The following is a 13,770-nucleotide window of genomic DNA, read 5'->3' on the forward strand; positions in this document are numbered from 1 at the left end:
GGCTGCCTTTCTTATCGAGTTAAAGGCGTGGGTTGGTTTTCTGGCCAATCCAAATACACTTCATCGCCCCAAGTTGGCGGTTCAATGCCGCGCACATACCAATACGGCGCAGGCACTTGGCTTTTGATAATGCGCCCGTTTTCCATTTCAACGTGGTAAATCGCAAAGCTGCCCAAATAGGCAATTTCTTTAACCTTGCCTTTTGCCCAGTTGTGCGTGTCGCGATGAGCTGGTTTTTCTTTATGTAAATCAATGTCTTCTGGACGGATAGAAATCCAAATGGTTTGACCGTTTTGCGCTTCAAATTTTTGGTCGGTATAAACTTTGGCGGGCAATTCTGGGCAATCAATCAAGGCGTGAGCATCGTCTTTGTGTACCAGTTTGCCTTCAAAAATATTGGTTTCGCCAATAAATTCTGCCGTGAATTTGCTGTTGGGGTAATCGTACACATCGGCTGGCGTGCCTACTTGTTCCAACTGACCGTGCGACATAATTGCCACACGGTGTGCCATCGTCATCGCTTCTTCTTGGTCGTGCGTTACCATAATGCAGGTTACGCCCACTTTTTCCAGCGTGTTTACCAATTCAAATTGCGTTTGTTGGCGCAATTTTTTGTCCAACGCGCCGAGTGGTTCGTCCAGCAACAACAATTTAGGGCGTTTTGCCAACGAACGCGCCAACGCCACGCGCTGTTGCTGACCGCCCGATAATTGGTGCGGTTTGCGTTTGGCGTATTGCGGCATTTGCACCAAGCGCAGCATTTCTTCTACACGCGCGGCGATTTCGTCTTTGGGCAATTTGTCTTGTTTTAAGCCGAATGCGATGTTGTCTTCCACCGTCATGTGGGGGAACAGCGCATAGCTTTGGAACATCATGTTGATAGGACGGTCATAGGGTGCGAGTTTGGTAATGTCTTGACCGTCCAGCAGAATTTTCCCTTCGCTTGGCGTTTCCATGCCAGCGAGCATACGCAACAATGTGGATTTACCACTACCCGAACTGCCCAGCAGCGCGAAAATTTCGTGTTGATTGATTTCTAGGTCAAGAGGTTTGACAGCGAGATTATCACCGTATTTTTTTGCTAATCCTTTGATTTGCAAATAAGGTGCGGTTTGAGTCATGGCATACTCCAATGAAATAAAAACAGGGCTGTTTTGATTGCTTTGGACAGTTTGTCTTTTGATTTATAGCGAATTGACTTCAAACCATAACCGCGTTGCCAACGTCCTTATGTACTATGTGTACACGGCGGACGTTGTCGCCTTGTTCTGATTTGAATTCAATCCGCTAAACTTAAAAATCTCTGGGGCTGTTTAGCGGCGTTCGGGCAGCAGTGAAAATAAAAAACGCGGAATTTTAGGGTAATCACGGTTACGCTGCAAGCATAAATATCAAGCAGCCTGCACTTTTTACCGTTTTTGCAATACCCATTTGATGTCATCGCCCACGCGGTCAAGGCTAACCGTTTGCCACGCAGGATTTTGGCGCAACATATCGTCATTTTCGGGTAACAAAAACGCACCACGCGCCGTGTCGCCCAATAATTTAGGTGCTTGATAATACACGATTTCATCAAGTAAATCTTGTTGCAAAAACGCACTTGCCAAGTGGCTGCCTGCTTCAATCATCAATTCGCCTATGCCACGCTGTGCCAGTTCGTGCAAGACTTCGGGCAAGGAAATGGGTGCAGGCTGCTTGCTGATTTCTACGTTGGCATAAGTGGCAAATTTTTGCGTATCGGGCGATGTGGTGATGATGAGTGTGCGTTGTCCGTCTTGAATGATGTGGCTGGACTTGGGCGTTCGCAACTGGCTGTCCAGCACCACGCGCAAAGGTTGGCGTACGGTTGGGAAATCGCGCACATTCAAGCGTGGATTGTCCGCCAACACCGTGCCAATGCCTGTTAGCACGGCACAACTTTGAGCGCGTTGAATTTGCACATCGGCACGAGCGGCTGCACCTGTTATCCATTGGCTTTGACCGTTAGACAGCGCGGTTTTGCCGTCCAAACTGGCGGCGATTTTGAGCGATACAAACGGGCGATTGCGTTCTATGCGCGACAAAAATCCGCGATTAAGCTGTCGTGCTTCGTGTTCCAGCAAGCCTTGTTCTACCATAATGCCAGCCGCTTGCAACATTGCCAAACCCTTGCCTGCAACCAGCGGATTGGGGTCGGTCATGGCGGCAACCACGCGCGACACGCCTGCCGCAATCAAACCTTCGGCACAGGGCGGCGTGCGTCCATAATGCGAACACGGTTCTAGCGTAACGTAGGCGGTTGCACCACGCGCCAATTCGCCTGCTTGACGAATAGCGTGGACTTCGGCGTGCGGCGAACCAGCCTGTACATGAAAACCTTGTCCAATAATTTGACTGCCGTGCGCGATAACGCAGCCAACACGCGGATTGGGCGATGTGGAAAACCGCCCTTGCCACGCCAGTTCCAAAGCGCGTTGCATGTGTTGAGTGTCTTGTGGATTGAATGTTGTCATTTTGTTTACCTGAATGATTGCGTGGATAAAAAGCAGCCTGCACTTTAAATCAACAAAAAGTGCAGGCTGCTTTTGTGTTTTATGCCAAACGTCCGTGGCATTGTTTGTATTTCAAACCGCTACCACAAGGGCAAGGGTCGTTGCGGTGTACCACTTTGCCAGCCGCTTCCAACGCATCGGGCAAATATTGCGCGTCTTCTTCGGATACGGCATTCGGGTCAAACGCACCACGCGCCAAGCCATCGCGCGATTGCGCTAAAACCGCTTCCATGTCGGGCGCAGCAGCGTGAACGGCTTGCATTGCTAACGCACGCGCTTCTTGTTCCGCCTGTATTTCTTCCTGCGTTTGAACGTGAACATAAATCAGCTGTTTGGTTGCATTGCTGCGAATGTTGTGCAGCATGGCTTGGAACATTTCAAAGGCTTCGCGTTTATATTCCTGTTTCGGATTTTTTTGTGCATAACCGCGCAAATGAATCCCTTGACGCAAATAATCCATCGCTGCCAAATGTTCGCGCCAGCTTTGGTCAATCCAGCTCATCAACACATTGCGTTCGTAATCGTGGAAGATTTTGGCTTCGGGTAAACGCGCAATCTTGTCGGCATAATCTTTTTCAATTTGCGCCAACAGTTGCTCTTTAATGTTTTCGTTTTCCAAGCTGCTGTCTTTTTTCAACCAGCCTGCAATGTCCACATGAACATTGAATTCTTCTGCCAACACGCGTGTTAGTGCAGGAATATCCCATTGCTCTTCCATGCTGGCTGGCGGAATGTATCTGTCCACCAAGTCGCTCACAATCGCTTCGCGGATTTCTTTGACAATGTCGCCGATATCGGTGCTTTGCAAGATGTCGTTGCGCCAACGATACAACACTTTGCGTTGGTCGTTTGCCACGTCATCGTATTCCAACACTTGTTTACGCATATCAAAGTTGCGACCTTCCACTTTGCGTTGTGCGTTTTCAATTTGACGCGTCAAAATGCCTGCTTCAATCGCCACACCGCGCTCTGGTGCGAGTTTATCCAAAATCGCCGCGGCACGGTCTAACGCAAACAAGCGCAACAATGGGTCTTCAAACGACAAATAGAATCGGCTTGAACCTGGGTCGCCCTGACGACCTGCACGACCACGCAACTGGTTGTCAATGCGGCGGCTTTCGTGGCGTTCTGTACCAATAATGTGCAAACCACCTGCTTCCATCACGCGTTGATGCTCGAGTTCCCAGTTTTGCTCCAAAGCCTGAATTTGCGCGTCTTTTTCCGCGTCTGACAACGATTCATCGGCACGAATCGCATCGGCTTGATGTTTCACATTGCCGCCCAGCACGATGTCTGTACCACGCCCTGCCATATTGGTGGCAACGGTAATCATGCTTGGCTTGCCTGCTTGCGCCACGATTAAGGCTTCGCGGTGGTGCTCTTTCGCGTTCAACACGTTGTGCGGCAAACCAGCCTGCGTTAGCAAATGCGACACCAATTCTGAGTTTTCAATCGTGGTTGTACCAACCAAAACAGGCTGACCTTTGTCGTAGCATTCTTTAATGTCTTTGACTACGGCTTCAAATTTTTCTTCGGCGGTGCGGAAAATTTGGTCGTTGAAGTCTTTGCGTTGGATTGGCTTATTGGTTGGAATAATCACCGTTTCCAAGCCATAAATGCTTTGGAACTCAAAGGCTTCTGTGTCTGCTGTACCCGTCATTCCCGATAATTTGGTATACAAACGGAAGTAGTTTTGGAACGTAATGCTCGCCAGCGTTTGGTTTTCTTTTTTGATTTCCACGCCTTCTTTGGCTTCTACCGCTTGATGTAAGCCGTCTGACCAACGGCGACCGTCCATTAAACGACCTGTGTGTTCGTCCACAATCACGATTTCGCCGTCTTTAATCACATAATGCTGGTCTAGGTGGAACAAGCTGTGGGCGCGTAAGGCTGCCATTAAGTGATGCATTAACATGATATTGTTGCGGTCGTATAGCGATTCGCCATCGCGCAACAAACCCAATTGCGCCAACACTTGCTCGGCGTGTTCATGCCCTGCTTCTGACAAGATAACTTGATGATTTTTTTCATCAACCCAATAATCGCCCTCGCCATCTTCGGTCGCTTGACGTGCCAAATAGCTTGGCACTTGGTTCATGACTTGATACAGCTCAATATTGTCGTCTGCCTGACCCGAAATAATCAACGGTGTACGCGCTTCGTCAATCAAAATGCTGTCCACTTCGTCCACAACGGCAAAATTCAGTTCGCGCTGCACTTTGCTGTATGGGTCGTCCACCATATTGTCGCGCAGATAATCAAAACCAAATTCGTTGTTTGTGCCATAAGTGATGTCGGCAGCATAGGCGGTTTGGCGTTCAATTGGCTCTTGATTGCTCAAAATCACGCCCACTTCCAAGCCCAAAAAGTTGTACAAAGGGCGCATGATGTTGGCATCGCGCTCTGCCAAATAGTCGTTTACGGTAACCACGTGTGCGCCTTTGCCAGCCAGCGCGTTCAAGTAAACAGGCAATGTGCCAACCAGCGTTTTGCCCTCGCCTGTACGCATTTCGGCGATTTTGCCGTCGTGCAGCACCATGCCACCAATCAGTTGCACGTCAAAATGGCGCATACCCAACACACGGCGTGATGCTTCACGGCACACGGCAAACGCTTCGGGTAAAATGGCATCTAGCGTTGCGCCGTCTGCCAATTTTTGTTTGAATTCGGCGGTTTTGGCGCGTAATTCTTCATCGGACAGGGCTTGTATAGCCTCTTCCATGTCGTTGATTTTGGAGACGGTTTTTTTGTATTGTTTGAGCAGTCGGTCGTTGCGACTGCCGAAGATTTTTTTAGCAATAGTTGTAAGCATAATTTATCCTTGTGCCGTGTTCATAAACGGCAAACGGGCGCGATTTTACCATAGTGGCTGGCAAGATGCAGGCTGCTTGCATCAATTACAAGGGTGCAGGCTGCTTGCGTGTTGCATTTAACGTGTTTTTACGCTGTTTGTGTAAGCAATTTGGGGGCAAAAAAGTGCAGGCTGCTTTTGTTACGCCAAAAGCAGCCTGCACTTTCAATCCATCAAACTATCCAATTAAACGCCACGCAACAATTCGTTTACGCTGGTTTTGCTGCGTGTTTGCGCGTCCACTTTTTTCACGATGACCGCGCAATACAAGCTGTGCGAGCCGTCTTTGCTTGGCAAGCTGCCTGACACCACTACCGAACCTGCTGGCACGCGACCGTAATGAATTTCGCCCGTTTCGCGGTCATAAATTTTGGTAGATTGACCAATGTACACGCCCATAGAAATCACGCTGCCTTCTTCCACGACTACGCCTTCTACGATTTCGGAACGCGCACCGATGAAGCAGTTGTCTTCAATAATCGTAGGTGCAGCTTGCAATGGCTCTAACACGCCACCAATGCCCACGCCGCCCGACAAATGCACGTTTTTACCGATTTGCGCGCACGAACCCACAGTCGCCCAAGTGTCCACCATTGCGCCTTCGTCCACATACGCGCCAATGTTTACATAAGACGGCATCAACACCACGTTTTTTGCGACAAAACTACCACGACGCGCCACCGCACCAGGAACAGCGCGGAAACCTGCCGCTTGGAAATCGGCTTGTGTCCAGTTGGCGAATTTGGTTGGCACTTTATCAAAGAATTGGTTTACGCCATCACCCAAAATCACGTTGTCTTGAATGCGGAACGACAACAATACGGCTTTTTTCGCCCATTCGTTTACTTTCCATTTGCCCACGCTTTCACGTTCGGCAACGCGCAAAGTGCCGTTGTCCAACTGGCGCAAGGTTTCCAACACGGCTTCTTTAACTTCGGGCGTTACCGTTGCTGGCGTGATGTCGGCGCGGTTTTCAAATGCGGTTTCAATGATTTGTTGTAATGACATGATTTTTCCTATCAATCAAAGTGGTAAAAATGGCGATTGTAGCGCAAAAAGCAGCCTGTACTCAAAAAAATAGGTGCAGGCTGCTTGGACGCGCTAAAATGCCGATAGTGAGGTGAAATCGCAATGGTACGGCGTTGATAACGCTCTTAAGTGCTATTTGCACACGGCGAGCGTTATCGCCTTGTCCCATTTTTATTTCGCTTCACTCTCATTTTGCAGACAAGGAATCGTCATCATGAAAAAAATCCTATTTATTTGTTTGGGCAACATTTGCCGCTCGCCCATGGCAGAATACATTTTCCGCGATATGGCGCAACAGCGAGGCATCGTGGTGCAGACCGCCAGCGCAGGCACAAGCGGTTGGCACGATGGCGAGTTCATGCACTGTGGCACAGCCGATATTTTGGACGGCTTGAACATTGATTCGCGCGCTTTTGTTAGCCAAAAACTCAAAAAAAGCGATTTTTTGGACTACGATTACTTAATCGTGATGGACGATAACAATTTGCGCGATGTGCAAAAACTGTTTGGCAAACACGATAAAATCTTCAAAATTACCGATTTACTGGGCAAAAGCAGCCTGCACGACCATGTGCCAGACCCTTGGTACACAGGCAATTTCAACGAAACGCGCGATATTTTAACCGCGTGCTGCCAAGAATTGCTCAACCGATTATCAGACGGACGATTGTAACCATGTACACCGAACTTCGCGCTCTATTGTCGCCCAACGAATTGCCCAGCGACACCGCCCCTTTTTTGCTAGACCAACGCAAACGCTACACCAGCACCGATTGCCTTGTGGTGCAGCCCAATAGCGTGCAAAGCGTACAAAAAATTGTGCGATTTTGCGCCGCGCGTGACATTACGATTACCCCGCAAGGTGGTAACACAGGCTTGGTGGGCGGCAGCGTGGCACAAGGCGGCGTGTTGCTTAATTTAAGCAAGCTCAATCGCATTCGCCACGTCAATTTGGCAGACAACACGATAACCGTTGATGCAGGCTGCATTTTGCACAACGTGCAGGCTGCCGCAGCCGAAGCCAACCGCTTTTTTCCACTCAGTTTAGCCAGCGAAGGCAGTTGTCAAATTGGCGGCAACATCGCGTGCAATGCAGGCGGACTCAACGTGTTGCGCTACGGCACCATGCGCGATTTAGTCGTGGGATTGGAAGTCGTGTTGCCCAACGGCGAACTGTTGTCGCACCTGAATCCGCTACACAAAAATACCACCGCCTACGAACTCAAACACCTATTCATCGGCAGCGAAGGCACGCTCGGCATCATCACAGGCGCAACGCTCAAATTGTTCGCACCACCGCAATCCACCGAAACCGCGTGGGTGGGTATAAACAGCATACAATCGGCGGTGCAACTGCTATCGCTGGTCAAAAATCAATTTGCCGAACGCTTGTGCAGCTTTGAATTAGTGAGCCAATTCGCACTCAACTTGTCCGCCCAACACAGCCACATCGTCCCATCCGTGCAGGCTGCTTGGCACGTTTTGATTGAATTAACCGATAGCCTTGCGCGAGACGATTTGGGCGATTTATTGGCAGACTTCTTGTACACAAACGGCTATGAAAACAGCGTGCTAGCCCAATCCGAACAAGAACGCCAAGATTTATGGACATTGCGCGAAAACATTTCCGCCAGCCAACGCGCATTAGGCGCAAGCATTAAACACGACATCGCCATGCCGATTGTGGCGGTTGCCGATTTTGTAGAACAATGTGGCGCAGAACTAATCCAACATTATCCCGATATGGATATTGTCGTGTTTGGACATTTGGGCGATGGCAGCCTGCATTACAACACCTTTTTGCCCAACGTGTTAAGCAACGATGTCTATCAACACGAAGACACAATTAACCAAATTGTGTACCGCCACACGCTGCAACAAAACGGCACAATCGCCGCCGAACACGGCATTGGCAGCCTAAAACGCCATTGGTTGCCCAGCGTTCGCAGCCCAGCCGAAATCGCACTCATGAAAGCGATTAAAGCCCAGCTAGACCCGCAACAGTTGTTTAATCCACACAAATTGTTGCCTGATTAAACGCGATTTTGCTTGACGACTAACCACTCAATCGGTATAGTGCCGTCTTTCATCAAATCTAGTGGCGAATTAGCTCAGTCGGTTAGAGCAGAGGAATCATAATCCTTGTGTCCGGGGTTCGAATCCCTGATTCGCCACCAACTAGGTTTCTTGAACACTTGGCGAATTAGCTCAGTCGGTTAGAGCAGAGGAATCATAATCCTTGTGTCCGGGGTTCGAATCCCTGATTCGCCACCAGATTTAAATCAGTTGAGATGCTAAATTTCAACTGATTTTGTTTACGGGGGTATAGCTCAGTTGGTAGAGCGCTTGCATGGCATGCAAGAGGTCAGCGGTTCGATCCCGCTTACCTCCACCAAAATAAAAGAGTTCAGTTTAATTGCTGAACTCTTTTTGTTTATTTACAAGGAAATCCCATGAAAAAATGGCTTATTTTGATGCTGCTGGCAGGACAGGCAGCCTGCACATCGGAAACCAATCAAATAGCAGCTTCTGCACCCGTAGTTCAAAGCGCATCGTCAGCATCTGAACCTGTGCAGGCTGCTTCGGTGGTTGCAGCAAGTGCGGCGATGCCAGCCAGCGAAGTCGCCCAAACCATGCCTGTTGGCGATATGGCGGCGTTGATTAAATTGCTGAAAACTTTTGAAGACGAAGTCGCACAAAACAGCCAACAAGCAGCAAGCGTGCAAGAACCAGCCCAAGTGCAGGCTGCTGCGTTAAAAGAATTGGCGTTTTTTAAACAGCAAACCGCTCGTTTGCGCGATTTGAAATTGGACGGACAAGCGGCGGCATTGCGCGACAAAATGACGCAAAGTCGTGAATTGTCTGCTGGTGCGATTGAAGCCTTGCTGACCAATCCTCAAGCCAAAAGCGATACGCGCTATGCCACACAACTGGCTGATGCCGAACGCCTGCAAAATGAAGTTTGGCAAGCGTTGGAAGCGTGGCATAAAACGGCAGCTAAATAATCTGAAATACAAAGCAGCCTGCACTTGGAAAACAAAAGTGCAGGCTGCTTTTTAATAGTGCAGATAAAAAAACACTCTCTGATATGACTACCAAAGAGCAACAAGGGTTTAATATAAAAACCAAAGGATTAAAAAGGAGATGAATGATTAAACTTTGGCGCGGTGGACGGGGCTCGAACCCGCGACCACTGGCGTGACAGGCCAGTACTCTAACCAACTGAGCTACCACCGCGCGTATCAATCGCCGTAAAAGCAACCGATAAAAACTGGTGGGTGATGACGGAGTCGAACCGCCGACATTCTGCTTGTAAGGCAGACGCTCTACCAACTGAGCTAATCACCCGTGTCGCTGTTGCGAAGTGAGAATTAAACCAAAATTTGCGCTGTTCTGCAAGCAAATTCTTACATAAATTTTAAGTAATTTAATAAAACATTGTTTGATTTGCCTATTTTTAAAATTGTGTTTAGCCATTGTAATGGCGAATTAAATGTTATTTTCTTTCAACTACACACAAAATTATGTAAACAAAAATCAAAAAAAAGGTTTATTTTGATGTGGTTATAAGTGCAGGCTGCTTGGTGTGGTATTGGTGTGAATGGTGTTTTGCACTACAATCACGGTCTTTTATTTTAATAAACAACAGATTTTGGAATTTCCGATGAAATTTGCGCTAAAAACAGTAGTGGCATTGGCGGTGGCTGGTGGCTTGGCTTGGGGCGGCTACCAATATTTCCAACCCAAAAACGAGGTTTCTTATATTACCGAGGTGGTCAAGCGTGGCACGATTGCTCAAACGGTGTCGGCAACGGGCGAGATTTCGTCTTCGCATTTGGTTGATGTGGGGGCGCAGGTGTCGGGTCAAATCAAGCGTATGCACGTTAAGATTGGCGATGTGGTCAAAAAAGGCGATTTGATTGCGGAAATTGATAATGTGTCGCAAACCAATGAGTTAGACCGTAACAGGGCGCAGTTGGTGGCGTATCAGGCGCAGTTGGAATCGGCGCAAATTGCGTTGCGAACGGCGCAGCGTAAACACAGTCGCTATAAAACGCTGTCGGGTGCGGACGCGGTGTCCAAAGAGGAATTTGAAGCCACCGAAGATGCTTTGGCTTCGGCGCGTTCTCGCATCAAAGAGCTGCAAGCGTCTATCAAACAAACGCAAATTGCGATTAACACCGCGGAAACGAATTTGGGCTACACGCGCATTACTGCCCCTGCAGACGGCACGGTGGTGGCGTTGGTGGTGCAAGAAGGGCAGACCATCAATTCCAGTCAAACTTCGCCTACGGTGGTGCAGATTGCGGATTTGACGATGATGTTGAACAAAATGCAAATTGCCGAGGGCGATGCGACCAAAGTTCGCGCTGGGCAAAAAGTGAATTTTACGATTTTGTCTGAACCCGATGCGCCGATTAGCACGACTTTGGATAGCATTGACCCAGGTTTGACTACGATGTCGCAAGGCTCATACAGTCGCACCACCGACACGACCACGAGCGCGATTTATTACTATGCGCGTGCAACCGTGCCGAATCCTGACGGCAAGTTGGCGATTGGTATGACCACGCAAAATACGATTGAAATCAAAAGTGCGGACAATGTGTTGATTGTGCCAACGGTGGCGATTAAATCGCGTGATGGCAAACACTTTGTGCGCGTGTTGGAGAACAATCAGGCGGTGGAAAAAGAAGTGCAGGCTGGTTTGAAAGACAGCATGAACACGGAAATTCAATCGGGCTTAAACGAAAACGATAAAGTGATTATGTCGGAAATGAGCGCGAGCGATAAGGCTAATGCAGCCAATCAGAATATGGGCCCGTCACGTATGTAAGTGCAGGCTGCTTTTGGGGAGAGAAATCATGCAGTTTAAGCGTTTTATTTTATTGGGTTTGATGTCGTGTCAGGCAAACGGCGCAGGCGCGGCAAAAAGCAGCCTGCACATTGAAAAAGTAGAGGTGTATCGTTCGGATAATTCTACGCAATGCGGTGGCGCAGGTGTCGCTCCTGAAACCATGCAGCGCGAATTAGGCGATATTCAGGTATTTGTCGCGCGTAAAGATTATTTGCGTGGCGTGGCGTTTCCGTCTGTGTGCGGTGGCGCGACTGGTGATGTTAATGTGTACACGATTGCTAAACAAGACCAAGCCGCTGCGGAGAAGTTGGGGTTTCGCGTGTTTAGTGCAGTAGAATAAATCACAAGTAAATTAAATAGTTAAAGTGCAGGCTGCTTTGAGTGTTCAAGCAGCCTGCACCGTATCAAAGGCATAACGATGTCATTAATTGAATGTAAAAATATCAACCGCTATTTTGGCGAGGGCGAAAACCGCGTCCATGTGTTAAAAAACATCAACCTAACGATTCAAAAAGGCGATTTTGTCGCGATTATCGGGCAATCGGGTTCGGGCAAATCTACGCTGATGAATATCTTGGGTTTGTTGGACACGCCCACATCTGGCGCGTATTCCATCGCTGGCACGGAAACGTCCAAAATGTCGGCGGACGAATTGGCGGCAATGCGCCGTAAGCGTTTTGGTTTTATTTTCCAGCGATACAATTTGTTAAGCTCCATTTCGGCGCGTGATAATGTGGCGTTACCGTCTGTGTACGCAGGTTTGGATTATGCGGAACGCAGCGAGCGTGCGGATAGTTTGTTGGATAAGTTGGGCTTGAAAGGCAAAGAAAAAAACAAGCCGAGCGAATTATCAGGCGGTCAGCAGCAGCGCGTGTCTATTGCGCGTGCGTTGATGAATGGCGGCGAAATTATTTTTGCCGATGAACCAACTGGTGCGTTGGATTCGGGCAGCGGCGAAAACGTGATGGAAATTATCCACGAGCTGTACGCCGAAGGGCATACGATTATCATGGTAACGCACGACCCAAAAATCGCCGCGCAAGCCAATCGCGTGATTGAAATCAAAGACGGCGAAATTATTTCCGACTCGAGCAAAACGACCGAAATCGCGCCAAGTAATGTAAAAAGTATTCAAGAAAAACACGGTTTGGCGTTTTACAAAGACCAGTTCCAAGAAGCCTGCACGATGTCGGTGCAAGCGATTGTGGCGCACAAAATGCGCTCGTTGCTGACGATGTTGGGGATTATTATTGGTATTGCGGCGGTGGTGTCGGTGGTTGCGCTGGGCAAGGGTTCGCAAGAGAAGATTTTGGCGGACATCAATAGCATGGGGACGAACACGATTTCTATTTTCCCTGGTAAAGGCTTTGGCGACCGCAACCGAAGTCGCATTAAAACGCTCACCGTTGCCGATGGACAGGCGATTGCGAAATTGAGTTATGTGGAAGCGACCACGCCATCTACCAGTACCAGCGGCACTTTAACTTATCAGAATACCGATTTAACCGCTAGTTTGTATGGCTCGGGTGAGGGCTATTTTGATGTGCGTGGTTTGAAGCTGGGAACAGGCAGATTGTTTGATGCCAGCGATGTGAAGGACAACGCGCAAGTAGTCGTGATTGACAATAACACGGCGGAAAAATTGTTTCCTGCTGGCACTAATCCGCTGGGCAAAACCATTTTGTTCCGCAAGCGACCGCTCACTGTGATTGGGGTTTTGCAAAAAGAAGACAATATGATGGGCGGTTCGGACAGCCTGAATTTATATTCGCCTTATACCACGGTGATGAGCCAAATTAGCGGCGATAAATTCATTAGCAGCTTGGCGGTTAAAGTCAAAGACAATGTGGATTCACAGGTGGCAGAGAAGGGCATTACCGAGCTGTTGTTGGCGCGACACGGTACGGAAGACTTTTTTATGCTAAACAGCGACAGTATTAAGCAAACGATTGAATCGACAACTGGCACGATGACGATGTTGATTTCGTGTATCGCGTTGATTTCGTTGGTAGTAGGCGGTATTGGTGTGATGAATATCATGCTGGTGTCGGTTACGGAGCGCACCAAAGAAATTGGCGTTCGTATGGCGATTGGCGCACGTCAGAGCAATATTTTGCAGCAGTTTTTGATTGAAGCGATTTTATTGTGTTTGATTGGTGGTGTGTCGGGCGTGTTGATTTCGTTTGGATTGGCGGCGGTGTTTAACCATTTTGTTACCGATTTTGCGATGTCGTTTTCTACTGCGTCTATTGTGGGCGCGGTGGTTTGCTCAACCGCGATTGGTGTTGTGTTTGGTTATATGCCAGCGAAGAATGCGTCTAAACTCAATCCGATTGATGCGTTGGCACATGATTAACGTATAGCAAAGCAGCCTGCACTTTTGTAGATAGAAAGTGCAGGCTGCTTTTGTATTCAAATCTTTGATTTAGACAAAGGGTATACAGTAGGCATAAATAGACGAAAAAAAAGCAGCCTGCACTTGTTTGAATGATTCAAAGTGC

General features: G+C 48.5%; 9 protein-coding genes, 5 tRNA genes and 2 pseudogenes. 9 read left to right on the forward strand and 7 right to left on the reverse strand.

From position 1 onward, the window contains the following. Nucleotides 1-11: 11 nt before the first annotated feature. From BQ5809_RS01735 to dapD, 5 genes and pseudogenes are all read right to left on the reverse strand, one after another. A complete protein-coding gene (locus BQ5809_RS01735) occupies nt 12-1,121 on the reverse strand; it encodes an ABC transporter ATP-binding protein (RefSeq protein ID WP_003788784.1) in 1,110 nt (369 codons plus the stop codon). Between the two features lie 288 nt (nt 1,122-1,409). Further along, on the reverse strand, nt 1,410-2,492 hold the full coding sequence (gene ribD / locus BQ5809_RS01740) for a bifunctional diaminohydroxyphosphoribosylaminopyrimidine deaminase/5-amino-6-(5-phosphoribosylamino)uracil reductase RibD (RefSeq protein WP_003788782.1): 1,083 nt from the start codon (nt 2,490-2,492) through the stop codon (nt 1,410-1,412). Nucleotides 2,493-2,571: 79 nt separating this feature from the next. Next, nucleotides 2,572-2,775 (reverse strand): annotated as a pseudogene (locus tag BQ5809_RS11510) (SEC-C metal-binding domain-containing protein); the annotation flags it as partial. A 119-nt stretch (nt 2,776-2,894) separates the two neighbouring features. Further along, nucleotides 2,895-5,343: pseudogene (secA, locus tag BQ5809_RS01745) on the reverse strand (preprotein translocase subunit SecA); the annotation flags it as partial. Nucleotides 5,344-5,568: 225 nt separating this feature from the next. Next, nucleotides 5,569-6,390: a 2,3,4,5-tetrahydropyridine-2,6-dicarboxylate N-succinyltransferase gene (gene dapD, locus BQ5809_RS01750; protein WP_003788778.1), complete on the reverse strand. Its 822-nt coding sequence runs from the start codon at nt 6,388-6,390 to the stop codon at nt 5,569-5,571. Nucleotides 6,391-6,625: 235 nt separating this feature from the next. Here dapD and BQ5809_RS01755 point away from each other — a divergent pair, with 235 nt between their 5' ends. From BQ5809_RS01755 to BQ5809_RS01780, 6 genes are all read left to right on the forward strand, one after another. After that, a complete protein-coding gene (locus BQ5809_RS01755; protein ID WP_003788774.1) occupies nt 6,626-7,084 on the forward strand; it encodes a low molecular weight protein-tyrosine-phosphatase in 459 nt (152 codons plus the stop codon). A gap of 2 nt (nt 7,085-7,086) precedes the next feature. Then, a complete protein-coding gene (locus BQ5809_RS01760; RefSeq protein ID WP_003788772.1) occupies nt 7,087-8,448 on the forward strand; it encodes an FAD-binding oxidoreductase in 1,362 nt (453 codons plus the stop codon). A 63-nt stretch (nt 8,449-8,511) separates the two neighbouring features. Then, nucleotides 8,512-8,588: transfer RNA gene (locus tag BQ5809_RS01765), tRNA-Met, on the forward strand. A 20-nt stretch (nt 8,589-8,608) separates the two neighbouring features. Next, a tRNA-Met gene (locus BQ5809_RS01770) sits at nt 8,609-8,685 on the forward strand. 45 nt (nt 8,686-8,730) lie between these two features. Continuing rightward, nucleotides 8,731-8,806: transfer RNA gene (locus BQ5809_RS01775), tRNA-Ala, on the forward strand. A gap of 58 nt (nt 8,807-8,864) precedes the next feature. Then, entirely contained in the window at nt 8,865-9,416 is a 552-nt protein-coding gene (locus tag BQ5809_RS01780; RefSeq protein WP_003788770.1) for a hypothetical protein, read from the forward strand. A 155-nt stretch (nt 9,417-9,571) separates the two neighbouring features. Here the strand turns inward: BQ5809_RS01780 and BQ5809_RS01785 are convergent. Together BQ5809_RS01785 and BQ5809_RS01790 are read right to left on the reverse strand one after the other, a co-directional pair. Next, nucleotides 9,572-9,648 (reverse strand) — tRNA-Asp (locus tag BQ5809_RS01785). Nucleotides 9,649-9,683: 35 nt separating this feature from the next. Further along, nucleotides 9,684-9,759 (reverse strand) — tRNA-Val (locus BQ5809_RS01790). A 316-nt stretch (nt 9,760-10,075) separates the two neighbouring features. On the opposite strand from BQ5809_RS01790, the gene BQ5809_RS01795 reads away from it, so the two are divergent. From BQ5809_RS01795 to BQ5809_RS01805, 3 genes are all read left to right on the forward strand, one after another. Beyond that, on the forward strand, nt 10,076-11,248 hold the full coding sequence (locus tag BQ5809_RS01795; protein ID WP_003791514.1) for an efflux RND transporter periplasmic adaptor subunit: 1,173 nt from the start codon (nt 10,076-10,078) through the stop codon (nt 11,246-11,248). Nucleotides 11,249-11,276: 28 nt separating this feature from the next. Beyond that, nucleotides 11,277-11,609, forward strand: coding sequence for a hypothetical protein (locus tag BQ5809_RS01800; protein WP_003788763.1), 333 nt, complete (start codon nt 11,277-11,279; stop codon nt 11,607-11,609). A gap of 78 nt (nt 11,610-11,687) precedes the next feature. Then, nucleotides 11,688-13,625, forward strand: a complete 1,938-nt coding sequence (locus tag BQ5809_RS01805) for a MacB family efflux pump subunit (protein ID WP_003788760.1) — start codon at nt 11,688-11,690, stop codon at nt 13,623-13,625. Nucleotides 13,626-13,770 lie beyond the last annotated feature (145 nt).

This window comes from Kingella kingae ATCC 23330 (genome assembly GCF_900111845.1).
GTDB lineage: Bacteria > Pseudomonadota > Gammaproteobacteria > Burkholderiales > Neisseriaceae > Kingella > Kingella kingae.